This is a genomic window from Plantactinospora sp. WMMB334, from assembly GCF_049179095.1.
Classification (GTDB): Bacteria; Actinomycetota; Actinomycetes; order Mycobacteriales; family Micromonosporaceae; genus Plantactinospora.
In genome coordinates, this window is sequence record NZ_JBMHME010000002.1 from 2,433,096 (window position 1) to 2,456,639 (window position 23,544).

Genomic DNA, 23,544 nt, shown 5'->3' on the forward strand with positions numbered 1-23,544 from the left:
CCTCAGCCTCCGGAGACGCCGAGCGTGTCCAGGTATCTGGCCACCTCTTCGAGGTCGACATGGGCCAAATCGGCCGGACGGAGGACGATGCGCAGCTCCCGGGCCACCGGCCGGTCGAGTGTGCAGGCGACGAAGGATTCCATGATCAGCGTGAGCAGGCGGGTCGGCGGAACTCCGTAGACGCGGGCGAGGGCCGAACCGATCACCGGCATCGCAAGCGGGCGAAGCTGTCCCTCCTGGTACACCGCGTGCCACAGCGCGTCGAGGCTCGTCCGAATGTCGTCCAGGCTGGACCGGGCGATCAGGTCGTTGCCCATCCTGCTGTACGCGAGGCCGAACACCTGTCGGTCCTGCTGGTGTAGCACGGCAACGGTGCCTATCGGGTACCGGATCAGGCGTCCTCTGGGTTTCGCGCTCCGTTTCTCGCGGCCGGCGGCCGGGACGCCGTGCAGGGCGGCACGCAGCCGGCGGTCGAGCAGGTCACGGTCGCCCTCGAAGAGCCGTCGCATCGCCTGTGCCTGGACCGAGCCGCTGCTGATGACGACGTTGCCGCGGGTGTTCGTGTCGAACGTGTCGGTGAAGCCGACAACCAGGTGGGCATCGTCGTGTGCGAAGAGGTCCCCGGAGATCACGCTGATGCTGACCGGCGGGCTGTCACCGATCGTCCGATGGACAAGTCCACGCCGTCGTGGTCGCAGTTGCTCCTCGAGTTCGGAGAGGATCGTACGCAGCACGGCGTCGTCCGGACGCTCCCGTAGGCAGGCCACGCCAACGGCGAGTGCGCTCTCCGGCCTGCCGATGTCCCGGTAGAGGGTGACGAGATCGTGTTCGGCCCTGCGACGGAGGTCCGCCAGCTGCTGGATCGGTTGCCGGGCGAAGGACAGCTCCGCGACCTCGGCCAGCGGGGGGCCGTGCCACAGACCCAACGCCGAGTCGATCAGGGTTGTCGCGGTGATCGCATCGGCGGATCGGGCCTGTTCCACCAGGTGTTCGAAGTGTAGGAAGTCGATCCGCTCGGGCGGCAACACGAGCCGGTAGCTGGCGGTGGGTACGGCGTTCTCCGTGCTGATGAACGATTCGCTGTGGCCACCCGCCGCCACGCGCAGCAGGTTGACGCACTTTTGCACCTGGTTACGCGCTACGCGATCGACCGGCGTGCCCGGCAGGTTCCAGACGTCGCGATAGATCTGCTCGACCGGGAGCGCCTTGCCGGCCGCGACGGCGAGCCGGAGCAGGATGCGTAGCACCCGTGGCGGGAGCACGACCTGTTCGCCCTTGACGAAGAGGCGGCCTGGGCCGAGAGCCGCGAGCCACGCCGACTCGTGGGAAGCGCTCGGGAAGCGCTCGAGATCTTTCGAGGGAAGCATATGCCGGCTTTCCTTGCCTCAGCTGTTCCGCTGCTGACAGAGTCCGACCCCGATGATGCACGCACCGTGCGCTGCCGCGTAACTCCCTTCGGCCATCTGGCGTTCGGCCGTCCGGCTTTCGGCCACCCGTCCCGACTGGAGGTTCTGTCGATGAATACCGCCCGCACCCAGGTCACCATCGAGTTTCACCCTGACGACGTCGGTTCCGTGACCGGTGTCGTTTTGACGATCTTTATCGACCGGACGATCTCTGTGGAGCAGACGATCTTAATCGAAGTGCAGTCGCGGGCCCACTATGTGGACGGAATGACGCCGGTGGATTCGGCGCCGGTCGCCGGATCGGCACCGGCCGGGAGGCCGTGATGGGACAGGACGACTGGTCGTCGGAGGATCCGGTCGGTGAGAGACCGAACTATCTCACTTCCCCCTCCGCGAACAACCGGCCCACCTGCCGACTCTGCGAGGCCGTGCACCTCAACGGCCCGCTGAGGCGCGACATTCTCGCCGCTTACCTCGGACGTGCCGTGAACGCCTGGCCGCCGAACTACGGGGTCGACATGATCGCGGTGCTCAGGCACGCCTGGTGGGCGCAGCGCTGGGAGCGCGGCCGGAATATGGCTCTCTGCGCGGTCGTCGCCGGGGTGGTCGCGGTGCTGGCGGTCGCGTGTTGCGCCCGGGGCGACGGTCCGGTGGCGGTCGCCGTGGTGCCGCTGCTCCTTCTGCTGGCGCTGCTACGTCGTCTGCTGCGGCGGCGCGGGGTCACCGCCCGCGCGGCCGTCAAGTGGTTCCGGAAGTGGCGCCAGCACCACCGGGTCGCGGCGCGGCGTGTCCTGACGGTGCTCCTGTTGGGCACGTTGCTGTTCGGCTGGCTGATGTCCCGGCTCGCGCACCGGGAGGATGCCCTGGTCGTGCTCGTCGGCGTGGTGACCGTCTGGGGCATCGGGATCGTGGATGCCTACCTGGTGGCGGGGCGGGCACGGCGGTGCCGGCTCGCCTACCGAACCCTCGACGCCCCGCACCTGCGTAGGGTCGCTCCGAAGATGCCGGACCGCCTGGAGCGGAGCTTCTACAGCCTCGGTGAGGGTCCCGATCCCGACCAGACTCGCGGCGGGGCCATCGCCCGGGTCGTCGTATACGACCTACCAAGACGGCGGCACGACAACGAGTTCATCGGGAGCGGTGAGTCGATCTGGGACGTCGAGTACCGCATCGACACCCGCCTCGGCCGGACCGGCAAGGACGGCAGACGCCGCCGTCCCAAGCCGGTCGACATGGTGACCCTGCATCGCAAGCTGGAGTTTTCGATGCGGGAAGCCGGGGTCCCCGGACTCTGGTGCGGTTACCGCATGTACGTCAACGGTGTGAATCTGCGCGCCGAGGACGTCCTACCCAAGCCGCACGAGGTCCCCGTCACCCACCAGCCGCAAGACCAGGTCCTCCGGTACCTGCGCGAGACGGTGACCACCAGACGCACCTATCTCTGCGTTCAGGTACCGGTCTCCGGCTGGGACAACGAGATTATCGTGACCCTGTTCGTACGAGGTCAGTTGATCGGCGAGCAGTTGATCCTGTACAGCAAGATTCTCATCCTACCTGCCATGATCTTCAATAAATTCGGACGCCCGAAGAGGAATCCGAACGACGGATGGACGCAACTCGTACACGCGATCCACTTCGGCTCCACCAGAATCTGGTTTACCGCGCTGCGGAGTCCGCGCCTGCTGGCCGAAGACGCCTTCGCGGCCGTACGCCGGCGGTGGGCGCGGTGGCGGGTCAGGAAGGCGGTGAAGCACAACCGGGAAATCCGCTACGGTGCGATCGACTCCATCCGGGAACAACTCGCCCTCGGTGGCGCCGTGGTTACCCCGAACGCCATGCAGGACATCCGGGGGACCGTCGCATTCCTCGACCAGACCCTCGCGAAAGCCGTCCGGACCTACCTGGTGAAGCGGCGGATCGACACCCTGAGCTTCGACGGATTCGTCCAGAACATCTTCAACCAGCACCAGAACACGATCGACCAGCTCAATGCCAAGAACGTCACGTTCGGCAACAAGTCGCGCGCCGGCGACAACCCCGAGACCGAAAAGTCAGAGCCGGCGCTACGAAGGGACTGAGGATCGTCATGGCCAAGCAGAGCAACCGGATCGGCAGGATGAACGCCGACGCGGTGACCTTCGGCGAGCGTAGCCCGATCCAGGCGAGCGGCAGCGCCCCGGCGCCGGCTCGACCGTGCCGGGCGGGGAAGGCGGGGAAGGGCGGACGGGTATTCGTCATCCACGGCCGTGACCTGGTGGCCCGCGACGCCCTTTTCGGCTATCTCCGGGCGCTCGGGCTCGAACCCCTGGAGTGGGAGCGACTCGTGCGGGACACCAGGTCCGCCACGCCGTCCCTCAAGGAGGTGGTCGACAGGGCAGCCCGGGACGCCTCCGCGGTGATCGCCCTGCTGACGCCGGACGACCTCGTCGAACTGCATCCGGCGCTGCGTCGGGCGACCGACAGCGCCGACGAACACGGCTCCTGCCAGGCCAGGCCCAACGTCTTCCTGGAACTCGGCATGGCCCTCGCGCTGCACCCGGACCGCACGATCATCCTGGAGGTCGGCAGGATGCGCCGACCCACCGACCTCGGCGGCCTCAACTACGTCCACATGGACGCCGCCGGCAACTGGCTCAACAAGGTCGCCAGCCGGCTGGAAGGCGCCGGCTGCCCCGTCGACCGGACCGGCGACGACTGGCGGTCCCTCAAGCGGTTCGACACGCTCGCGGCACATGAGCGGAAGCCGCACTGACGTCGGCCGGAACCGGACATCTGAGGTGGCCGGCGACTACGGGTCCCGGCTCGGCACCTCCGTCGAGATCCGCCGCCAGTCGCTGGGGGTGAGGCCGTAGGTGGCGCGGAAGCGGCGGGCGAAGTGGGTCGGGTCGGTGAAGCCCAGCGCCGGGCGACCGTCGCGATCGTCCGGCTACGGCTCTCCTGCCGCCGCAGCTCCTGTCGGGCGCCCCGCAACCGTTCGCCCACGATCCATTACTCGAGGCCGACGTCGGCCTGGGCGCAGACCCTGTAGAGGTGGCGGATCGAGACGTTGTGCGCGGCCGCGATGGTGGCCGGGCGCAGGTCGGGCTCGGCTTCCGGTGTCCGGGAACCGGCCGGACAGCGTGGTGGTTCCGCAGCCTGGTCCGTGCAGGCGTCAGCGCGGGGGATCCCGCCCGGCCGAAGGAGGACCATGCTGAGAAAGAGATGGGCGTTGACAGCCCTCGCCGCCGTGGCCGTCGGTGCCCTGGCACCTCCGGCGGGGCCGGCGGTTGCCGCGACGGGTCAGCACCGACCCGTCGGTGGTGACGCGTCGGCCTCCGGGCACCGGCCCACCGGCAGTGTGGTGTCGGCGGCCGGTGACGCCGCCGGCGCGACGACTCCCACCGCCGGCACCAGAGCGATCTTCGGCCCCGACACGCGGGTGCCGGTCAACCCGACCACGACGTTTCCGGCCAGCGCCACCGTCCTGCTGACGTTCACCGGAGGCCAGTGCACCGGTTTCATGATCAGTGAGCGTACGGTGGCGACCGCCGGCCACTGCGTACACACCGGGGGCTCGGGCGGGAGCTGGCGGCCCAACATCGTCGCGTACCCGGGGCACGATGGGACGGCGGCGCCGTTCGGCTCGTGCGGGGCGGCCCGGCTCTTCGCTCCCGCGGGCTGGACCGGCTCGGCCAACGCACCCGGCGGCGGCGACCCGGCCTACGACTACGGGGCGGTGCAGCTCAGCTGCGCGATCGGCACCAGGACCGGCTGGTTCGGCCTCGGCTATCCCACGCAGCGCGTGACCGGAGCCTGCACGACCACCCACGGATACCCGGCCGACCGGCCCGGACAGTGGACGAGCCGGGACGTCGTGCGGGCCGAGGACGCCAGCCTGCTCTACGTCCGGCATCCCTCCACCGGCGGGCAGGACGGCAGCCCCGTCTTCTACACACCCGACCCGGACGACCTGTGCCCGCTGCCGCCCCCGCTGGTGATCCCGTGCCCGTGCCCGCCACCACCGCCCTGCGTCTGTCCGATCCTGACGGTGCTGGGCATCCTTGCCGGTGGACCGTACGGCACCGGGCCCGGCGTCACCAACAACATCGCCACCCGGCTCACGGCGCCGGCCATCAACAACTTCACGCAGTGGCGTTGACCCCTGCACACGACCCGCTCCCGGGACGGCGGCCGGGCCGCCGTCCCGGGAGCGCGCTGCGGTGTCCCGGGCGCCGGAGGGCCGGGCGGCGCGGAGCCCAGCCTCTCCCGGTCAGGAGAGCGGCCGGGCCGGCGCGGAGCCCAGCCTCTCCCGGACCCGCTCGGCGTCCAGGTGGCCGAGTCGCTCCAGGATCTCCAGCGCGCCGCGCCAGGCACGGTCGGCGAGTTGCGGCGCACCGGCGGCCCGGTGGCTGTCTCCGAGATGGGTGAGCGTGGTCGCCTCGTAGTAGCGTTCCGCCGCCTCCCGCCACAGGGCGAGCGCGTTCTCGTAGCAGCGGATCGCCTCCGCCTGCTGCTCCAGCCGGAAGTGGACGTAACCGAGACTGTCCCAGGTGTGTGCCTGCCAGTACCGGTTGCCGACCTGCTGCTGCAGGACCAGGGCCTGCGTACAGTGGTCGAGCGCCTGCTGGTAGTTGCCGAGTTGGCTGTGGTACCAGCCGATGTTGTTGAGCGCGTTCGCCCTCCCGTTGGTGTTCCCGGCCGCCGTGAAGAGGTCGAGCGCCCGCCGTGCGTGGTGCAGCGCCTGCTCGTACCGGCCGGCCCGCTCGGCCAGGATGCCGAGGTTGAGGTGGGCCCGCGCGCTGCCGATCGCGTCGCCGAGCCCGGTGTAGAGCTCGAGTGAGCGGTGCAGGTGCGAGTGCGCCTGGTCGTAGTCCTCGAGCCGCAGGCAGGCCACGGCCCGGTTCCGGTGCGCACGGGCCTGGCCGTCCCGGTCGCCCGCCCGGACGGCGGCGACCAGCGCCCGCTCCTGGACAACGAGCTGCTCCTGCCAGGCGCCGAGCCGGTCGAGGTAGGTGTTGACGGTCCAGGCGAGCTGCCAGGCGTGCGTGTCGAACCCGGCGTCGGTGGCGAGGCCGACGACGGCCAGCAGCACCCGGTGCTCCCGGGCGAGCCAGCGCCACGCCTCCGCCCGGTCGGTGAGCGGGATGGTCGCGGTGCCCGTCCGGGCCGGGGCGGGGGTGATCGGGTCCCGCTGGTCGTAGAGGAGCAGATCCGCGGCGTACGCGGTGTGCAGGTAGTGGTCGAGGAGCCGGCCGAGCGCCTGCCGGCGTACCGTCTCGGGCTCGTGCGCGGCGACCAGCTCGGCGGCATAGGCGCGCAGCAGGTCGTGCAGGACGTACCGCTCGGGTAGCTGTTCGGAGACCAGGTTCGCGCGGACGAGCGCGGCCAGCGCCCGGCCGGCCGCCGCCACGGCCACGCCGATCAGGCTCGCCAGCGCCGGGACCGGGATGTCCGGCCCGGGATGCAGCCCGAGCAGCCGGAATGTCCGCGCCGAGGCGGCGTCGAGACTCCGGTACGACCACGAGAAGACCGTACGGAGGTCGGCGGCCGGATCGCCGTAGCTGAATCCGTCGAGGCTCACCGGCCCGGTCAGCTCGTCCGCGAGCCGGTCGAGGCTGAGACCCGGATGGGCGGCGGCCCGTCCCGCCACGATGGCCAGCGCGAGCGGCAGCCCGGCCGCCGCGCCGACGATCCGGTGCGTCGCCTCCGGCTCGTTCGCCACCCGGTCGGGGCCGAGCCGCCGGGACAGCAGGTCGTGCGCCTCCATCGCCGAGAGCGGGTCGAGCCCGAGCGGACGCGCCCCGTCGAGGGTGACCAGCCCGGGCAGGTGGCCACGGCTGGTGACCACCACCAGACATCCGGGCGAGCCGGGCAGCAGCGGACGGACCTGGTCGGCATCGCCGGCGTTGTCGAGCAGTACGAGCACCTGCCGCCCGGTCAGCAGGCTGCGGAAGAGTGCGGCGCGGGCGTCCGGGCCGGCCGGGATGCGCTGTGCCGGCAGCCCGAGCGCCTCGAGGAACTCGCGGAGGACCTCCGCCGGGTTCGCCGCCGAACCGGTCGCGTCGAAGCCACGGAGGTTGACGTAGAGCTGTCCGTCGGGGAAGTGGTCGACGACCTGGTGTGCCCAGCAGACCGCCAGGGTCGTCTTGCCAACGCCGGCCGCGCCGCTGATCAGGCAGACCGGCGTGGTGCCCGGCGCGGCGTGCCGGTGCGGCAGCAGGCCGGCGAGTCCGGCGATCGCGGCCCGCCGACCCACGAAGTGGGGTACGGCCGCCGGCAGTTGCCGGGGTATCACCTGGTCGGAGCGATCCGCCTGCGTGCCGAGCTGGGTGTGGGCGGCGGCGCGCAGCCGATCCTCCGTACGGGCGGCATCGGCGAGCCTGAGCAGTCGCCAGTGTGCCGCGTCCCAGTGACTCAGCTCCGTCAGCTCGGCCGGAAGTCGGATGCCGGCCCGCTCGGCGTGCGCCAGGCACGCGTTGACGAAGGAGACGACGAACGGCCACTCGGGCAGCGACCTGGCGTTGAGCTTGTCGCTCACCGTCGAGCGCGCCAGTGGCTGTCCCAGCGACGTCGAGACGGCGACCAGCGTGTTCAGCGAGGGGGCTCCGGAGAGTTGCCGGAGGCGCCTGAGCTCGTCGACGAACCAGGCCAACGCCTCCTGCGCCTCCCGGCCCGGTCCGCTCATCCGCCTGCACCCTTCCGCGCCCGACGAGCCTATCAATCCATCGACAGCGGAACATTTGTCCAAGACACCCGGTGGCCGGGGCGGAGATGCTGGCAGCCACACCCGCAGCTGCGGTGGTCGTCGAGCCGCCGGATGGATGGGGAGAACTGATGTCAGCGCACACGCCAGGGATCGTGCCGACATGAGAGACCGGGCTCCGCTGGGTACCCGGATCCTGAGGGACGCCCGCGACTGGGCGGCCATGACCGATGATCAGGTGATCGCCGCGCGCGAAAAGACCAACCGGGCGGGATCCTCCCGGGTCGCGCGGATCGTGATCGGCCTGCCGGACCGTCGTGCCCGCATCGGGGAGACCACGATCGACCTTCCCGGCCGCCGCCTGACGCTGCGGGTGCACCGCCCGAAGGACGCGGCGGCCGAGAAGCTTCCGTTGGTCGTGTCGTTCCACGGCGGAGGCTTCATCATGGGCACCGCCGCGCAGAACGACTGGCTCAACAGCCACCTCGCGGCCCGGTGTCCGGCGGTGGTCGTGTCGGTGGGGTCGCCGGCTGAGCGTGCCGCCGGCCCTCGACCCGCGCGGCGTGTCGCCGCTCAAGTTCGACGATGTCGGCGGTCTGCCGCCGGCGCTGGTCGTCACCGCTTCGCTGGACCCCGTTGCCGACCACGGACGCCGTTATGTCGAACGGCTGCACGAGGACGGCACGGAGGCCCGGCTGAGCTGCTATCCGAGGGCCACCCACAGCTTCCTCAGCACGCCGGGCCTGGTGCCGGCCGCCCGCCCCGCGCGCCGCGAGATCCTCGCCTTTCTGCGCGACCATCTGCGTCCGGCTCCGCGACGGTGACCGGCAACTCCGGGTCAGCCCTTCAGACCGGTGTGGGCCAGGCCCTCGATGAACTGGCGTTGGGCGATCACGAAGACGATCAGCACGGGGATCGCCGTCAGCGACGCCGCCGAGAGCTGCACGTTCCACATCGGACCCCCGTACGCGTCGACGAACTGGGTAAGTGCCTGCGGCAGGGTGAACTTCTCCGGCGTGGAGAGGAAGACGATCGGCTCCAGATAGAGGTTCCAGCTGTGCAGGAAGGTGAAGATGGAGACCGCGCCCAGGGCGGGCCGGGACAGCGGCAGTCCGATGCGCCAGAAGGTCGCGAAGCGGCCCAGCCCGTCCAGCCGGGCCGCCTCCTCCAACTCGCCCGGCAGCCCCAGGAAGAACTGCCGCATGATGAAGGTGGCCAGCACGCTCGGGGCGCCCAGGATCGGCACCAGGATCAGCGGCCAGTGGGTGTCGACCAGGCCCGCCGCGTGGAACATCCGGAAGAGCGGGACGATCGTCACCTCGCTCGGGATCAGCAGGCCGAGCAGCACCACCAGGAAGAGCGCGTTCTGCCCCCTGAACCGGATCCGGGCGAAGGCGTAGCCGGCCAGCGAGGAGACCGCGAGGGTGCCGAGGGTGACGACGAGGGCGATGTAGGCCGAGTTGAGGTACTGCCGGGCGAAGGGCTGCGTGGTGAACGCGTCGCGATAGCCGTCGAGGCTCACCGAACTCGGGACGAGGCTGGGCGGAAACGCGAAGATCTCCGAGACCGGCTTGACCGACGAGGTGACCATCCACCAGGTCGGAAAGACGAACGGGATGGCCAGCACGCAGAGCGTGCCGTAGAGGAGCACCTTCGTGCGCGGCGAGAGCCTACTGCTCATGGAAGACCCACCTCCTGCGCATCTGCCACTGCGCGACGGTCAGCGCCAGGACGATGAGGAACAGGAGCACGGAGACGGTGGCGCCGTATCCGAAGTGATGGAACTGGAACGCCTGCTGGTAGAGGTAGTAGACGAGTACCGTTGTCGACGAGCCCGGACCGCCCTGGGTGAGGACGGCGATCTGGGCGAAGACCTGGAGCGACCCGACCACCGTGATGATCGAGGTGAGCAGGATGGTCGGGCTGATCAGTGGCACCGTGATCCGGCGGAACTGGGTCCACCGGCCGGCGCCCTCGACCCGGGCCGCCTCGTAGAGCTCGCCCGGCACGCCCTGCAGCGCCGCCAGGAAGAGCACCATGTTGAGGCCGACGTTCTTGACCACCTGCACGACGATCACCGAGAGCATCGCGGTGAGGTCGCCGCGCAGCCAGTTCGGGCCGTCGACGCCGACCGTGTCCAGCAGGCCGTTGATGCCGCCGTTGTCCTGGAGCAGGAAGCCCCAGACGATGGTCCAGGCGACCAGTGACACGACGACCGGCGAGAAGAAGATGACCCGGAAGAAGGCGGTGCCGCGCAGCCGCTGGTTGAGCAGCACCGCGAGGAAGAGCGCCAGGCTCAGGTTGAGCGCGACGAGCCCGACCGAGAAGAGCGCGGTCGCCCGCAGCACGCCGGGCAGGTTGGGGTCGTCGCGCATGGCGCGGTAGTTCTCCGCGCCGACGAAGTCGAACGTGTCGGCGAGCACGTTCCACTCGTGCAGCGAATACCAGACCACCAGGCCGAGCGGGATCAGCACGAAGAGCACGCTGCCGGCGAGCTGCGGCGCGACGAAGAGGTAGCCGGCGAGGTGGTCGCGGCGGCGGGTCGTCCACCAGCCACGCCCAGCGCCCGGGGCGGGCCGGCGCGAGGTCCGGCCCGCCGTGCGGTCGTCGGTCAGCAGTGCCATCTACTTGGCCAGCAGCGGGTTGATCGCGGTGCAGACGCCGGCGAGCACGGCCGGCACGTCGGCGTCCGGCTTCCAGAGCGGGTCGAGCGCCGAGCGGACCGCCTGGGAGAGCTCCGCCTGCCCGGTGTGGCTGGGCTTGACGACGCCGGTGGAGATGCCGTCGATCACGACCGCCTCCAGTTGCTCCGGTTTGAGCAGCGGGTTGGTCCTGGCGAGCGTATCGGTGGTGAGCAGCGACGTGCGCGGCGGCGGGAAGAACTGCGCGAGCCTCGCCGAGTTGGCGGGGTTGGTGAAGAAGGCGAGGAAGTCGGCCGCCGCCTCGGCGTGCCGGCCCTTCTTGAGTACGCCCAGCCCGCCCTGGCCGATCACCGCGTAGTCGCCCTTCGGGCCGGCGGGCAGGGGGACCAGGTCCCAGCCGAACGCCGCGTCCTTCAGCAGCGAGGCGCGGGAGATCTGGGTGATCGTCATGCCCGCCTCGCCGGCGAAGAAGTCGGCGGTGGTCCCCGGGCCGGGGAACGCCCTGCCGGTGAAGGTCGCCTCGTGCAGGAACGTCATCGCCGCGACCATCTCCGGCTTGTCGAAGCCGCAGGTCCTCCCGTCGGCGCTCCACGCCTCGGCTCCCCAGCCCGTCCAGACCGTGGAGAGGTTGTCCCAGCCCTTGTAGTCGAAGTCGCGTACGACGAGGCCGGCCTTACCGGTCTTCGTGTTGACGGCCGAGCCCAGCTTCGTCGCGTTCTCCCAGGTCCACTGGTTGGCGGCGATCAGCTCGGCGGGAGTCCGCCCGCCGGCGGCCTTGACCAGGTCGGTGTTGACGAAGATGCCGAAGGGTGAGGTGGAGAAGGGGTAGCCGTAGAGCGTGCCGTCGGCCTGCCAGAGCTTCGTCGCGGCCGGGGCCAACTCGTCGAAGTGGTAGCCGTCGGTGCCCCTGAGCGTGTCGTCGAGCGGCAGCAGCGCACCCGAGGAGACGAAGTCGGGTGCCGCGTTCTCCAGCACCCAGGCCAGGTCGGGCGGGTTGCCGCCGGCGATCTGCGTGGTGAGGGTCGTCGTGTAGCTCTCGAACGGGATCGCGTCGAAGGTGATCGCGGTGACGTTCGGGTGGGTCTTCCGGTATTCGTCGGCGATCTCGTCGAAGAGCGCGACGTGTGCCTCGTTCGCCGACCAGGTGGTCATCCGCAGGGTGATCGGGCCGTCGTCGCCCGAGCCTCCGTTATCGGAGCCGCAGGCGGTGAGGGCGAGCAGCGCCGCCACCGCGAGCGCGGCCGTTGTCCGTGCTCTCATGGTGTTCCTCTCAGTAGCCCGAGACGTCGGGCCAGCGCAGCTCGACGCCCTCGGCGGTGAGACGGTTCTGGAAGTCGGCCAGCAGGCCGGGTGTGTCGCGAACGCCGGCCGGAGTGGTCCGGCGGGCCAGGCAGAAGTCGGCGAGCACGCCGGCGACCTCGCCGACGTTCCACTCGACGGGATGCAGTCGGTAGGAACCGTTGGTGATGTGGGTGGTGCCGATGTTCTTCCCGCCCGCGATCAGGTTGGTGACCCGCCGGGGGAGCAGCGCGCCCAACGGGATCTCGAACGGGCACGACGCGACGTCGATGTAGTTGTCGCCGCCGGTCGAGGGGTGCAGGTCGATGCGGTACATGCCGACGCCGACGCTGTCCGGGTAGGAGACTGCGCCCTTGTCGCCCCGGACGGCCAGCGACAGGTCCTGCTCGACGACGGTGTATCGGGCGCGGATCCGGCGGGACTCCCGGACGTAGGGCGCCTGGGCGAGACCGTCGGCGCCGCCGGTCACGTCGCCGCGTAGCCGTAGCCCGGGGAAGCCGGTGCCGCCGTCCGGGCGGGGCGCCTCGGTCTGCAGCCAGTAGAGCATCGAGCGGGACAGCTCGCGGGCCGCGGCGATCCCGGCCGCCGGGTCGGCGACGTCGATGACCGGCGCCTCCAGATAGTCGATCTGTGGCCAGTTGACCAGGCAGATGTCGCTGTCGTAGAAGCCGTTCCGGAAGTTGCGCCGCGCCGCGATCCGGCGGAACGTCCAGAGGTTGCCGTCACCCGGGTCGCGCCGCTGGTCGGCGACGACGAGGGCAGGGTCGTCGTCCGGGTTGGGGGTGAACGACCGCTCGGTGATCTCCAGCGTGCGCGGGTGCGGCGCCCGGAACGACAGCAGCCGGTCGCCCCAGAACGGCGGCTGGTACGCGCGCCAGAAGTCGTACCGGTCGGGCCTGTCGATCGTGTGGTCGCCGTCGACGTGGTCGACCGCGAAGCAGACCGAGACCGCCTGCATGTTGGCCGGCTGCGCCTCGTCGGGGGCGCTCGGCTCGCCGGTCTCGGCGCGCGACTCGAAGCCGGTGACGTACTCGGTGCCGGTGAGCGGGAGCAACTCGCCGGTCTCGGTGGCGTCCACGACGTACGGCGCGGTGATGGTCACCTCGCGGTCCTCGTGCGCGACGGTCACCGAGGTCACCCGGTCGCCGTCGACGTCGGCGGAGAGTGCCCGGGCCGGTTGCAGGACGACCAGGCGACCGCTTCCGCGGTACGGCGCGAGCATGCTCTCGAGCACCGCCACCGCGACCCGCGGCTCGTGGCAGAGCCGGCTCACGTGCCCGGCGCCCGGGTTGAGGTGGCGGTCGGCGCGGGCCCGGTCGGTCAGCGGGTAGTGGCGGCGGTAGTGCTCGCGGATGCCGTCCCGCAGGGCCCGGTAGGAGGCGGTCACGCCGAACTGCTCGACCCAGCTGTGCTCGTCCGGCGGCACCGCCTGGCTGGTGAGCTGGCCGCCGAGCCACTCGTACTCCTCGGTGAGCACGACCCGTCGGCCGGCGCGCAGCGTACCCAGCGCGGCGGCGACGCCGCCGAGTCCTCCGCCGACGACCAGCAGGTCACAGGTCAGATCTGACAACGGTTGCCCTTTCGTCCGAGCGTGGCTGAGCATCTGGGTGGCGGCCCAGTCATCGGGGTGGCGCCAGGGTCGTGCCCTCGACCTGCTCGCAGTCGAGGACGATCTGCGGCGGGCTCTGTGTGGCGGGCGTCCCCTCGATCAGCCCGGTGAGCACCTCCACCGCCTGCCAACCCATCTGGCGCCGGGGGATCCGGAACATCGTGAAGTCCACGTCGGAGGGGGCCGGCCGGGTCGGGTCGCCGAGGGCCGCGACCGACAGGTCGCCGGGGATCTCCAGGCCGCGCTCGCGGGCGGCGGCGACGAGGGCGGCGCCGTCGGCGTACTCCTCCATGAGTGCGACCGTCACGCCCCGGGCGAGCAGCGAGTCGAGCAGTTCGGCCGGGGAGCGGTCCTCGACGGGCTCGTGGACGCCGGTGACCCCGGCCGCGGCGACGGCGGCCCGGAAACCGCGCTCGCGGTCGGCGTGCGACTCGGGTGCGGCCGGCCGGTCCCGGCCGTCGAGCCCGGTCTGCGGCGCCGGGCCGGCCGGGTGGCCGGCCTGCCCCACGTAGGCGAGCGTGCGGTGCCCCAGCGCGGCGGCCCGCGCGACGATCGCCGCGGTCGCTGCCGGGTAGTCGGCGCCGACGTACGGCACCGGGCCGCCGGCGTCGTCGCGCCGGCCGACGGAGACGAAGGGCTGGCCCTCGGTGACCAGCCGGGTCAGTTCGTCGCGGTCGAGCGAGCGGCCGAGCAGCACGCAGCCGTCGGCCAGCCGCAGCCGGTTGTCCTCGTGGAAGATCCGACGCCGGCCGTCGACGACGGGCGCGCTGGTGAAGAGCAGGATGTCGCAACCGAGCGACTCGGCGCCCTGCTCGATGCCGACCAGGAACGGGTGGTAGAAGTCGCCGGTGCCGGCGGGGAACACCGGCTCGTAGGTGAAGACGCCGAGGATGCGGTTGCGCCGGGCGGCGAGGCGGCGGGCGATCGGGTCGGCGACGTAGCCGGTGCTGCGGATGGCGTCGAGCACCCGGGCCCGGGTCTCGGGAGCGATCCGGACGTCGCCGTCGGCGCGGCCGTTCAGGACCAGCGACACCGTCGCCTGGCTGACGCCGGTCATCCGCGCGATGTCCTGTTGGGTCACGCGCCTGCTGCTTCGTACTTCAGTCACTCTGGGTACGCATCCGTTTCTAGCTAATACGTATCAGGTTTCGTTGGCGTGAACTGTAGCCACTGCTACCGCTCGCTCGTCAAGACCCCAGGTCGAGGAAAATTCCGCCGAAGTGCCGCTGATAATTCGTATTAGCGTCTTGACGTGCCTCAGTCGGCGGGATTGACTTCTCGACCAACGAGCGGCGTCCAGCTCCGGACGCCGGATCACCGAGGGTTACTGGAGGACCGTCCCATGGCCCGTACCCCTGAAATCGGCCGCCGCGCGCTGCTGCGCGGTGCCGCCGCGATTGCCGGCGGCACCGTCGCCGGTCTGAGCGCCGCCACCCCCGCACTGGCCGGACCCGCCGGCTTCCCCAGCTACCGGTACGTGCGCGACGCGTTCGCCGGACCGTTGCGCTACGACCCGACCGGCGAGTTCATCTTTCCGTGCGTCCGGGGGGTCTACGACAAGATCGGCAACCGGCTCGGCCGCTACTACCTCTACTACAGCCCGCACGACGCGCCCGGCGGGATCTGCCTCGCCTACGCGGACCGCCTCGAGGGCCCCTACACCGAGTACGCCGGCAACCCGATCGTCGACCGCAACCTGCCCGGCGGCGTGACGGTCAGCCACGTCGCGTCGCCGCACGTGGTGTGGGACGCCCCGACCCGGCAGTTCTACCTCTATTTCCACGGCGAGAACAACACCACCCGGGTGGCCAGGTCGACCGACGGCGTCCACTTCGGCGACGAGACCCCGATCCTCTCCACCAACCTCGTGCCGAACACCACCGAGACCTCCTACGCACGGGTCTTCGAGCACCCGGTCGCGGGCAGGGGCAACCGCTACGTGATGGTCTTCATGGCCGTGCACACGGTCGGCCCGGGCACCCGCAAGATCTTCTGGGGCTGGTCGCCGGGCGGCTGGAGCGGCTGGCAGTTCTCACCCACCCCGCTGGTCTCGCCCACCCCCGACGGCTGCGTCGACATCTCCGGGGCCCACCTGCTCACCCGCAACGGCACCGCGTACCTGGCATATCACGGCAACACCGGCAACATGTACCTGACCGAGGTGGGCAACAACTTCGACCGCGAGGTGCACCTGGGCGTCTTCCACCGCCCGATCGCCTCCGACAACGGGCGGACCGCGTCACCCGCGTTCGGCACCGACGGCGGTGTGTCGTACATGCTCTACGAGGCCGGCCCCCGGCTGGGCGCCCGGATCTGCGTGGCCCGCGCCGTGTGACGCCCCGGCGCCCCGCATCCCGGCGACGTCCTGTTCGCCCCGACACCGTGCGGCCCGCCCGCGGCTCACCGGCGGGCTCGTGTACCGAGTACGCGAGCCCGCCGGTGGTCGGCCACGAAGGTGCGTACGTTACGGCGCGGCCGGGTGGTCGGCGCCTCGGGAGAGCGGCTCGGATGCCCGGATGTCGGCCAGGGTCTCCTCGAGCGTGCTGACGACGGCGTCGAACCCGTCGCTGCCGAGGACCAGGCGGTGTGGCGGCGACTCCTGCGCCATGGCGGCGATGACCGCGAGGACTCCCCGGCGCGGATCGCCGGGCTGGTTGCCGTCCTGGTCGATCATCGCGGCGCGGACCTCCGCCAGCATCGGCCGATACGCCGCGATGGTCTCGGTGACGGGCTCGTCGGCGAAGCCGGCGTAGGCCCGGGTGCGGAAGGCCCCGGGCTCGACCGCCATCACCCGGATGCCGAGGGACCGCACCTCGGCGCGGAGAACCTCGGTGACGGCCTCGATCGCGAATTTGGTGGCGCTGTAGTAGCCGAATCCGGTCACGCCACGCAGGCCGGCCACCGAGGACATGTTGACGATCCACCCGCTGCGCCTGGCGCGCATGCCGGGCAGCACGGCCCGGACCACCGAGAGCACGGCGAAGAAGTTCAATTCGAACATCTGGCGTACGTCCGGGTCGGCCATGCCCTCGATCGACCCGTACCAGCCACGGCCGGCGTTGTTGACCAGCACGTCGATGCCGCCGAAGTGCGCCTCGGCCTTGCCTACCGCCTGCCGCACCTGCTCCGGGTCGGTGACGTCCAGGGGCAGCACCAGCACCCGGTCGTCGTACGCCTGCGCCCAGTCCCGCAACTCGTCGGGGCGGCGGGCGGTCAGCACCACCCGGTCGCCGAGGTCGAGTGCGGCGTCGGCGTAGGCCATGCCGAACCCGCCCGGAGTGCCGCCGGTAATGAACCACGTCCTCATGGATGAATACCCCAGAATACTTTCTACGCTTGTAACAGGTGAAAGGGAATTATTTGGCGATAATCGGCCGGATGCCCGGCGCGTCGACGACGTCCACGACACCACCCTGGGACCTCCCGCAGGGAGAGAGTCCAGCAGGCAGACTGGGCGGATGCGCCAGGGCCTGACCATCGGCGAGTTCGCCACGCTCACCCAGCTGAGCGTGCGGACGCTCCGTCGCTATCACGAGTCCGGGCTGCTCGAACCGGCAGTGGTCGACCGGTTCACCGGCTACCGCTACTACTCCGCCGAGCAGATCCCGCCCGCGCAGGTCATCCACCGGCTCCGCCAGCTGGACGTCCCGCTGGCCGAGGTCAGGTCGATCCTCCGCGCCGATGATCCGCAGCGGCGCGCCGAGCTGATCGACGGCCACCTGCGCCGGCTCGAACAGGAGCTGGACCGCACCCGGTCCGCCGTCGTGTCACTGCGGCAGTTGCTGCATCCCGACCCGAACGATCTGCGGGTGGAACTACGTACCGTCGCCGCCCGGACGGTCGCCGCGATCAGCGACCACGTTGCGCTGGACGACGCGGTCGCCTGGTATGACACCGCGATGGCCGAACTGGACGCGGCGTTCCCACCGGCCGAGCGGACCGGCCCGCCCGGTGGTCGCTACGCCAACGAACTCTTCACCGACGGTGCCGGCGCCATGACCGTCTTCCGGGCCGTCCGTTGCCCCGCCGCGTCCGGGCGGATCCAGGTTGTCGAGCTCCCGGCGACCGACCTCGCCATCGCCGTCCACGCCGGCCCGCACGACGACATCGACGTCACCTACGGCCGCCTCGGCGCCTGGGTGGTCGCGCACGCCCTGGCCGTCGACGGACCGATCAACGAGACCTATCTCGCCGGCCCCCGGGACACCCCGATCCGCGACCGGTGGCGCACCGAGATCGGCTGGCCGGTCTTCCGCGTCACCCCACCGGGGAACCTGGCGCATCAACTCGCGGACTGAACCGCAACCCGGCGGTCGACCCGGGCGGGAGGCGGATGACGCGGCTGGTCATGGCTCCGGTCCACAGGTCGGACCGTCCGATTCAGTCGGTCCGCTGTGCCGGCGTCGCCGGTCGCGAACCGGCGCTCTCCGCGCCCTCCGACGCGTCGGCACTGTCGGCGCCCTCCACCCCGTCCTCCCATGCTGTACGTGCCGCGCGCTCCGCGCCGTCGGGGGAGGCCGAACCACCGTCGGGGGACGACACGCCGTCGATCGCCGGCAACTCCGCCGGTCCTCCGCCGGCCGGGTCGAGGTCCGCCCGCACCCGGGGTCGGGCGGACGGCTGCTGCCGCTGGACCCAGGCGACCAGCTTCTCCCGGACCAGACAGCGCAGATCCCACAGGGCCGAGCTGTTCGCGGCGCTGACCAGCGGCCGTACCCTGACCATACCGCCGGTCGCGTCGGTGACCTGGAGAACGCAGACCCGCCCGTCCCACAGGCCGTCCGACTCGGCCTCGACGATCCGGCGCATCTCGCGGCGCATCTCCTCGACCCGCAACGACCAGTCCACGTCGATCTCGACGGTGCCCAGCACCGAGGCGTCGGTGCGGGTCCAGTTCTGGAACGGTGTCGAGGTGAAGTACGACGAGGGGAGGATGAGCCGGCGCTCGTCCCAGATCTTGATGACCACGTAGCCGAGTGTCATCTCCTCGACCCGGCCCCACTCGCCCTCCACGACGACCACGTCGTCGATGCGCAGCGCGTTGCCGAAGGCGAGTTGCAGGCCGGCCAGCACGTTGCCGAGCATGCTCTGCGCGGCGAGCGCGGCGACGATGCCGGCCAGTCCGGCGGAGGCCAGAACGCTGGCTCCGACCGCCCGGGCCTGCGGAAAGGTCACCAGCATCGCCCCGATGGTGAGCACCGCGATGACGGCGACGGCGACCCGGCGGATGACGGTGATCTGGGTGTGCATCCGCCGCGCGGAGAGGTTGTCCCGCACGTCCATCCGGAACCGGCGCAGCGCGGTAGCTGCGGCGACGTCGGTCAGCGTGGCGATCAGCCAGCCGACGGCCGCGATCACGGCGAGCAGGACCCCCCGGAAGAACGGCTCGTGCCAGCCGTTGCTGGTGGCGGCCGGCACGGCCAGCCAGATCGCCACGAGGGCCGCGATCACCGATGCCGGCGGATAGGCCCGCCGGGACAGTTCGGCGAGGAGCATCGAGCGACGGCCGAGGTAGCGCAGTATCCGGTAGGCCACCGTCACCAGGACGACGGCGCCGGCCGCCGCACCGGCGATGACCCCGAGGCTGATCAGATTGTCACGCACACCAGGTTCCCTCCGTCGAACCAGACCGTCGTCGTTCCGCCGCCGTCGCCGTCGGGACCGCGGCCCCAAGGCTTTCCGGTAGATGTGCCGGCACGCCGGGCATTGTCCAGTCGGCCCCGAGGCTGCCGACCGGCAGACCTTACCCGCCGGCACCGGGTCCGCTGGCAGGCATCATGGTGGAATGCTGCCCTGGCTGCCCGAACCGCTCGACGCCGGCCGGGTGATTCTTCGTCGGCCGGCTCCCGAGGATCTGGCCGGACTGATCGGGCTCTACCTGGACGACGAGGTCCGTCGTCACCTCGGTGGGGCGCTGGACCGACCGACCGCGCGGGCAAGGGCCGGTCGGACTGTCTCCGAACCGGCCTGGGGAGGGTTCGTGATCGTCGACCGCGGCACACGTGAGCTGGTCGGCAGCGGCGACCTCAGCCGCAAGCGGGGTCCCTGGGAGCTCTCGTACCAGCTACGGCGCGCGTCCTGGGGTCAGGGGCTGGCATCGGAGATGATCAGCTCGCTGGTCGACTGGTTCTTCACGTGGATGGACGACGATGTCCTGATCGCCGTGACGCAGGACGCCAACGACCGCTCGACCAGGCTGCTGGAGCGCAACGGGGCGAGGCTGCGGCACCGGTTCGAGCAGTACGGAGCGCTCCAGCGGTGGTACGAGTTCCATCGGGACGGGCGGCACGTTCCGGGGGATCGGTGATCGTCGTGCACTCCCGCACGGTCGGCCGCACCGCCCGGCGGGCGACCGGGGAGGCCGGCCCGCCGAGCGACGAGGGGTGTGCGGAATCCCCGGCCGATCAGCCGAAGGCGCGGGTCTGCCAGGTGCCGACCTCGTCGGCCGGGAGCGCCTCCGGAAGGATCGCGATCCGGTCGACCTCGCCGGTCAGCCGCTGGCCGCCGTCCTGGTCGGCGCCGAACCGCAGCTCCCGGGTGGCGCAGCCGACGATGCCGCCGTCCGGCACCTGCGCCGTGCCGGCCCGCTGGCCGTCGAGGTAGACGGCGACGCCGCCGTCGTCGTCCATCGTGACCACCAGGTCGACCCAGCGGCCCACCGGCACCGTGGCGTCGCTTGTCACCCCGGTGCCGGAGCCGATGAACCGGAGCTGGTTGCCCGGCGTCAGGTCGATCAGGATGCCGTCGGTGCCGGGGTCGCCGCCGGGCTGGAAGTCGAAGAGCCGCCGGTAGCTGCCGCTGGTGGTCACCCTGACCTCGGCCGCGAAGGTCGCGGTCTCGAGGTAGCCGAGGCTGGTCGGGGCGGTACGCAGGAACCGGTTGCCGTCCAGCAGCAGCGCGCTGCCGGTCGGCCCCGCCTCGGCGTACGCCGCACCGGTCTGCACCGTCGCGTCGCGCCCGTTCGGGGACCGGTCGGCGACGGTCTCCCCGGCGGTCGGGTTCCAGGCGACCAGCGGGACGCCCGGGGTCGGCCGGGGACACGGCGGTGGCACCGGCAACTGGATCGAGGTCACCGCCGAGGCCCGCCAGTCGTCGTGCACGAGCCGCGCCTCGATCCGATTGCGGCCGGCCGCCGCCTCGACGCTCGGCGTGACGGTGAACCGGTAGACCTGCCAGTCACCGGGCCGCAACCGGGGCACCTGCACCCGACCCGGCCGGGCGCTCCAGCCCGCCGGCAGCACCAGCCTGAGCCGGGACGCCGGCACGGTGCGGTCGCCCGCGGCGCGGACCGTCACCGAGACCGTGCCGGACCGGCCGGCCTGCATCGTCTCCGGCGCCTCGATCTCGAAGCCGACCTGCGCGGTGGCGATGTACCGGTGACCCCTGCGGGCGGTGAAGGTGACCTTCTCGCCGTTACCGCGCTGCTGCACCCGCCTGCCGGTGGTCGTGTCGACCAGCCGGTACGGCCCGGCGAAGAGCGGGCTGCGCAGCGTGACCTCACCGTTGCGGCCGGCCGTGACCGCGATCTCGGTGGCGGCGCCGCCGGACCACGCGGCGTCGACGGTGAGGTCGCCCCGGGCCCGCAGCCCGGCCACCGACCCGGTCGGCCAGGCGGTGGGCAGGGCCGGCAGCACGTGTACGTCAGCGCCCTGGCTCTGCACCAGCATCTCGGCGACGCCGGCCGTGGCGCCGAAGTTGCCGTCGATCTGGAACGGCGGGTGGGTGTCCCAGAGGTTGGCCAGGGTGCTCTGCCGCAACTGCTCGGTGAGCATCCTGTGCGCGTGGTCGCCGTCGAGCAGCCTCGCCCAGAAGTTGATTTTCCATGCCTTGCTCCAGCCCGTGCCGCCGTCGCCGCGCGCGGTCAGCGACACCCGTGCGGCGGCGGTCAGCGCCGGGTCCCGCAGCGCGGTGATCTGGGCGCCCGGGTGCAGGGCGAAGAGGTGCGAGACGTGCCGGTGCTCGTTGTCCGGGTCGTCCAGGTCCGCCTTCCACTCCTGGAGCTGCCCCCAGGAGCCGACCCGCAGCCCCGGATCGAGCCGGGCCAGCGCGTCGCGCAGCTCCTGGCGGAACCGGCGGTCGCGGTCGCCGCCGAGGATCCCGGCCGCCTCGACGGTGTTGGTGAAGAGGTCCCAGACGATCTGCTGCGACATCGACGAGCCGGCGGTGAAGTCGCCCTGCTCCGGCGAGTAGCTCGGCGAGACCACGAGGGTGCCGTCGCGCGGGTCGACGACCAGCTCGTCGAGCCAGAAGAGCGCCAGCTCCTTCATCAGCGGGTACGCCCGCTCCCGCAGGAACGTCTCGTCCCGGGTGAACCGGTAGTGCTCGTAGTGGTGCTGGGCCAGCCAGGCGCCCGCCTCGGGGAACCAGAACGAGGTCGCCCAGTCGTGCAGGCCGGTGAAGCCGTACGGGTTGGTCTCGTTGTTCACCACCCAGCCCCGGTTGCCGTAGATCTGCTCGGCGGTGACCCGCCCCGGCGGCACCATCGCGTCCACGTAGTCGAAGAGCGGTGTGGTGGTCTCGGCGAGGTTCGTCGTCTCCGCCGGCCAGTAGTTCATCTGGAGGTTGATGTTGACGTGGTAGTCGGCGGACCAGGGCGGGTTGGTGGAGTTGTTCCAGACGCCCTGGAGGTTCGCCGGCAGCGAGCCGGCCCGGGAGGAGGCGATCAGCAGGTAGCGGCCGTAGGCGAAGAAGAGCGCCTCCAGGGCGCGGTCCGCCGCCGAGGCGCCGCCCCGGTAGGCGCGGAGCAGCTCGTCGGTGGGGAGCTGCGGCATCCGCTGGCCGATGTCGAGGCGTACCCGGTCGAAGAGCGCGCGGTGGTCGGCGACGTGCGCGGCGAGCAGGTCGGGGTACGGTTTGGTGGCCGCCGCGTCCACGGCGGCGGTCACCGCGGCGTGCGGATCGGCCCCCCGGTACGTCGGGTACGCGTCCGCGTAGTCGGTGCCGGCGCCGAGCACCACCGTGGCGGTGTCGGCACCGGCCACCGCGACCGTGCCGTCGGCGCCGTCGCTGACCGTGCCACCCTCGGCGGTGACCTGGATCTGCGACTCGTAGCGCAGCTTGTTGTCGGTGAGAGCGCCAGCGAAGGTGATCCGGCCGTTGCTGGCGGTGATGGTCTTCGACCGGTTGTCCGGGGCGGTCACCCCGGTGGTGAAGGCGATCCGGCCGGGCCGGTCGGCGCTGAGCCTGACCACCAGCACCCGGTCGGGGTGGCTGGCGAAGTACTCGCGGGTGTAGCGCACCCCGTCGGCGGTGTAGGAGACCGTGGCGACCGCCCGGCCGATGTCCAGGGTGCGGCGGTAGTCGCCGACCGTGCCGGGGTCCGCGGCGAGCCGCAGCGACAGGTCGCCGAAGGTGTTGTACGACCCGAAGCCGCTCTTGGGCTGCCCGAGCCGGCTCGCCACCTCCTCCGGGCTGAGCCGGCCCCGTTCGGCGATCAGCCGCTGCACCTCCGCGATGGCGCCGGGGCGGGGCGAGGTCCAGTTGCCGAAGTCGTAGCCGCCGGCCGAGCCGGGGCCGCCGGTCCAGAGTGTCTTCTCGTTGAACTGCACGGTCTCGGCGGCGACGCGTCCGAAGACCATGCCACCGAGGGCGCCGTTGCCGATCGGCAGTGCCTGGGTCTCCCAGTCGGTGGCGGGCTCGTCGTACCGGAGGGTGAGCGGGTCGCCGGTCTCGGCGGCGGTGGCGCTCGGGCCGGTGTCGGGTGCGGCGGAGGCGGGCGTGCCGGTGGACCAGGCGGGCAGGACCATGCTCATCGCCGCGACCAGCGTGGCGGCGGTGAGTCGGCGCGGCGCGGGCCGCCGGTTAGGGTCATCCATGAACCTCTCCGGTTCGTCAGAGGGGCCGGGGAAGAACTCGCTGACGGGTGAGCGGACGGTACGGGTAGCCCGATACGGACGGGCCGGTGGG

Annotated in this window: 19 protein-coding genes and 1 pseudogene; 9 read left to right on the forward strand and 11 right to left on the reverse strand. The window is 71.3% G+C overall.

The window, feature by feature from the left end; translation table 11 throughout:
• Positions 1–2: 2 nt before the first annotated feature.
• A complete protein-coding gene (locus ACN27G_RS10295; RefSeq protein ID WP_421492560.1) occupies positions 3–1,367 on the reverse strand; it encodes a macro domain-containing protein in 1,365 nt (454 codons plus the stop codon).
• On the opposite strand from ACN27G_RS10295, the gene ACN27G_RS10300 reads away from it, so the two are divergent.
• From ACN27G_RS10300 to ACN27G_RS10310, 3 genes are read left to right on the forward strand one after another with little or no spacing between them, the layout of a single operon-like run.
• Entirely contained in the window at positions 1,368–1,730 is a 363-nt protein-coding gene (locus tag ACN27G_RS10300) for a hypothetical protein (RefSeq protein WP_421492561.1), read from the forward strand.
• The gene (locus ACN27G_RS10305; RefSeq protein WP_421492562.1) at positions 1,730–3,484 is read left to right on the forward strand and encodes a hypothetical protein; all 1,755 of its coding nucleotides are present in this window, start codon (positions 1,730–1,732) and stop codon (positions 3,482–3,484) included. The genes ACN27G_RS10300 and ACN27G_RS10305 overlap by 1 nt, the downstream gene beginning before the upstream one ends.
• 8 nt (positions 3,485–3,492) lie before the next feature.
• Positions 3,493–4,158 carry a TIR domain-containing protein gene (locus ACN27G_RS10310; RefSeq protein WP_421492563.1) on the forward strand — a complete coding sequence of 222 codons (666 nt, stop codon included), beginning with the start codon at positions 3,493–3,495 and terminating at the stop codon, positions 4,156–4,158.
• Positions 4,159–4,194: 36 nt separating this feature from the next.
• Here the strand turns inward: ACN27G_RS10310 and ACN27G_RS10315 are convergent, their stop codons facing one another.
• The gene (locus ACN27G_RS10315) at positions 4,195–4,305 is read right to left on the reverse strand and encodes an AraC family transcriptional regulator (protein ID WP_421497287.1); all 111 of its coding nucleotides are present in this window, start codon (positions 4,303–4,305) and stop codon (positions 4,195–4,197) included.
• A 288-nt stretch (positions 4,306–4,593) separates the two neighbouring features.
• Here ACN27G_RS10315 and ACN27G_RS10320 point away from each other — a divergent pair, with 288 nt between their 5' ends.
• Positions 4,594–5,544: a trypsin-like serine peptidase gene (locus ACN27G_RS10320; RefSeq protein WP_421492564.1), complete on the forward strand. Its 951-nt coding sequence runs from the start codon at positions 4,594–4,596 to the stop codon at positions 5,542–5,544.
• A gap of 111 nt (positions 5,545–5,655) precedes the next feature.
• On the opposite strand, the gene ACN27G_RS10325 is transcribed toward ACN27G_RS10320, so the two are convergent.
• Entirely contained in the window at positions 5,656–8,070 is a 2,415-nt protein-coding gene (locus tag ACN27G_RS10325; RefSeq protein ID WP_421492565.1) for an ATP-binding protein, read from the reverse strand.
• Between the two features lie 241 nt (positions 8,071–8,311).
• On the opposite strand from ACN27G_RS10325, the pseudogene ACN27G_RS10330 reads away from it, so the two are divergent.
• Positions 8,312–8,558, forward strand: a pseudogene (locus ACN27G_RS10330) (alpha/beta hydrolase); the annotation flags it as partial.
• A 60-nt stretch (positions 8,559–8,618) separates the two neighbouring features.
• Positions 8,619–8,912 carry an alpha/beta hydrolase gene (locus ACN27G_RS10335; RefSeq protein ID WP_421497288.1) on the forward strand — a complete coding sequence of 98 codons (294 nt, stop codon included), beginning with the start codon at positions 8,619–8,621 and terminating at the stop codon, positions 8,910–8,912.
• Between the two features lie 14 nt (positions 8,913–8,926).
• Here ACN27G_RS10335 and ACN27G_RS10340 read toward each other — a convergent pair whose 3' ends face one another.
• From ACN27G_RS10340 to ACN27G_RS10360, 5 genes are read right to left on the reverse strand one after another with little or no spacing between them, the layout of a single operon-like run.
• The gene (locus tag ACN27G_RS10340; RefSeq protein WP_421492566.1) at positions 8,927–9,769 is read right to left on the reverse strand and encodes a carbohydrate ABC transporter permease; all 843 of its coding nucleotides are present in this window, start codon (positions 9,767–9,769) and stop codon (positions 8,927–8,929) included.
• Positions 9,759–10,712: a carbohydrate ABC transporter permease gene (locus ACN27G_RS10345; protein WP_421492567.1), complete on the reverse strand. Its 954-nt coding sequence runs from the start codon at positions 10,710–10,712 to the stop codon at positions 9,759–9,761. Before ACN27G_RS10345 ends, ACN27G_RS10340 begins: the two co-directional genes overlap by 11 nt.
• Positions 10,713–11,990 carry an ABC transporter substrate-binding protein gene (locus ACN27G_RS10350; protein ID WP_421492568.1) on the reverse strand — a complete coding sequence of 426 codons (1,278 nt, stop codon included), beginning with the start codon at positions 11,988–11,990 and terminating at the stop codon, positions 10,713–10,715.
• A gap of 10 nt (positions 11,991–12,000) precedes the next feature.
• Entirely contained in the window at positions 12,001–13,599 is a 1,599-nt protein-coding gene (locus ACN27G_RS10355; RefSeq protein ID WP_421492569.1) for an FAD-dependent oxidoreductase, read from the reverse strand.
• Positions 13,600–13,648: 49 nt separating this feature from the next.
• Positions 13,649–14,719, reverse strand: coding sequence for a LacI family DNA-binding transcriptional regulator (locus ACN27G_RS10360; RefSeq protein ID WP_421492570.1), 1,071 nt, complete (start codon positions 14,717–14,719; stop codon positions 13,649–13,651).
• Positions 14,720–14,980: 261 nt separating this feature from the next.
• Between ACN27G_RS10360 and ACN27G_RS10365 the strand changes: the two genes are divergently transcribed.
• Positions 14,981–15,973: a hypothetical protein gene (locus ACN27G_RS10365; RefSeq protein ID WP_421492571.1), complete on the forward strand. Its 993-nt coding sequence runs from the start codon at positions 14,981–14,983 to the stop codon at positions 15,971–15,973.
• A gap of 129 nt (positions 15,974–16,102) precedes the next feature.
• Here ACN27G_RS10365 and ACN27G_RS10370 read toward each other — a convergent pair whose 3' ends face one another.
• On the reverse strand, positions 16,103–16,945 hold the full coding sequence (locus tag ACN27G_RS10370; protein WP_421492572.1) for an SDR family NAD(P)-dependent oxidoreductase: 843 nt from the start codon (positions 16,943–16,945) through the stop codon (positions 16,103–16,105).
• A gap of 151 nt (positions 16,946–17,096) precedes the next feature.
• Between ACN27G_RS10370 and ACN27G_RS10375 the strand changes: the two genes are divergently transcribed.
• Positions 17,097–17,936, forward strand: a complete 840-nt coding sequence (locus ACN27G_RS10375; RefSeq protein ID WP_421492573.1) for a MerR family transcriptional regulator — start codon at positions 17,097–17,099, stop codon at positions 17,934–17,936.
• 82 nt (positions 17,937–18,018) lie between these two features.
• Here ACN27G_RS10375 and ACN27G_RS10380 read toward each other — a convergent pair whose 3' ends face one another.
• A complete protein-coding gene (locus tag ACN27G_RS10380; RefSeq protein ID WP_421492574.1) occupies positions 18,019–19,242 on the reverse strand; it encodes a mechanosensitive ion channel family protein in 1,224 nt (407 codons plus the stop codon).
• Between the two features lie 181 nt (positions 19,243–19,423).
• Between ACN27G_RS10380 and ACN27G_RS10385 the strand changes: the two genes are divergently transcribed.
• Entirely contained in the window at positions 19,424–19,945 is a 522-nt protein-coding gene (locus tag ACN27G_RS10385) for a GNAT family N-acetyltransferase (RefSeq protein ID WP_421492575.1), read from the forward strand.
• A 97-nt stretch (positions 19,946–20,042) separates the two neighbouring features.
• Here the strand turns inward: ACN27G_RS10385 and ACN27G_RS10390 are convergent, their stop codons facing one another.
• Entirely contained in the window at positions 20,043–23,453 is a 3,411-nt protein-coding gene (locus ACN27G_RS10390) for a glycosyl hydrolase family 95 catalytic domain-containing protein (protein ID WP_421492576.1), read from the reverse strand.
• Between the last annotated feature and the right edge of the window lie 91 nt (positions 23,454–23,544).

Excerpts from the sequence above, each read along its gene's own strand:
- ACN27G_RS10295 (WP_421492560.1), bottom strand. The coding sequence starts at position 1,367 with ATGCTTCCCTCGAAAGATCTCGAGCGCTTCCCGAGCGCTTCCCACGAG.
- ACN27G_RS10300 (WP_421492561.1), top strand. The coding sequence starts at position 1,368 with ATGCCGGCTTTCCTTGCCTCAGCTGTTCCGCTGCTGACAGAGTCCGAC.
- ACN27G_RS10305 (WP_421492562.1), top strand. The coding sequence starts at position 1,730 with ATGGGACAGGACGACTGGTCGTCGGAGGATCCGGTCGGTGAGAGACCG.
- ACN27G_RS10310 (WP_421492563.1), top strand. The coding sequence starts at position 3,493 with ATGGCCAAGCAGAGCAACCGGATCGGCAGGATGAACGCCGACGCGGTG.
- ACN27G_RS10320 (WP_421492564.1), top strand. The coding sequence starts at position 4,594 with ATGCTGAGAAAGAGATGGGCGTTGACAGCCCTCGCCGCCGTGGCCGTC.
- ACN27G_RS10325 (WP_421492565.1), bottom strand. The coding sequence starts at position 8,070 with ATGAGCGGACCGGGCCGGGAGGCGCAGGAGGCGTTGGCCTGGTTCGTC.
- ACN27G_RS10340 (WP_421492566.1), bottom strand. The coding sequence starts at position 9,769 with ATGAGCAGTAGGCTCTCGCCGCGCACGAAGGTGCTCCTCTACGGCACG.
- ACN27G_RS10345 (WP_421492567.1), bottom strand. The coding sequence starts at position 10,712 with ATGGCACTGCTGACCGACGACCGCACGGCGGGCCGGACCTCGCGCCGG.
- ACN27G_RS10350 (WP_421492568.1), bottom strand. The coding sequence starts at position 11,990 with ATGAGAGCACGGACAACGGCCGCGCTCGCGGTGGCGGCGCTGCTCGCC.
- ACN27G_RS10365 (WP_421492571.1), top strand. The coding sequence starts at position 14,981 with ATGGCCCGTACCCCTGAAATCGGCCGCCGCGCGCTGCTGCGCGGTGCC.
- ACN27G_RS10370 (WP_421492572.1), bottom strand. The coding sequence starts at position 16,945 with ATGAGGACGTGGTTCATTACCGGCGGCACTCCGGGCGGGTTCGGCATG.
- ACN27G_RS10375 (WP_421492573.1), top strand. The coding sequence starts at position 17,097 with ATGCGCCAGGGCCTGACCATCGGCGAGTTCGCCACGCTCACCCAGCTG.
- ACN27G_RS10385 (WP_421492575.1), top strand. The coding sequence starts at position 19,424 with ATGCTGCCCTGGCTGCCCGAACCGCTCGACGCCGGCCGGGTGATTCTT.
- ACN27G_RS10390 (WP_421492576.1), bottom strand. The coding sequence starts at position 23,453 with ATGGATGACCCTAACCGGCGGCCCGCGCCGCGCCGACTCACCGCCGCC.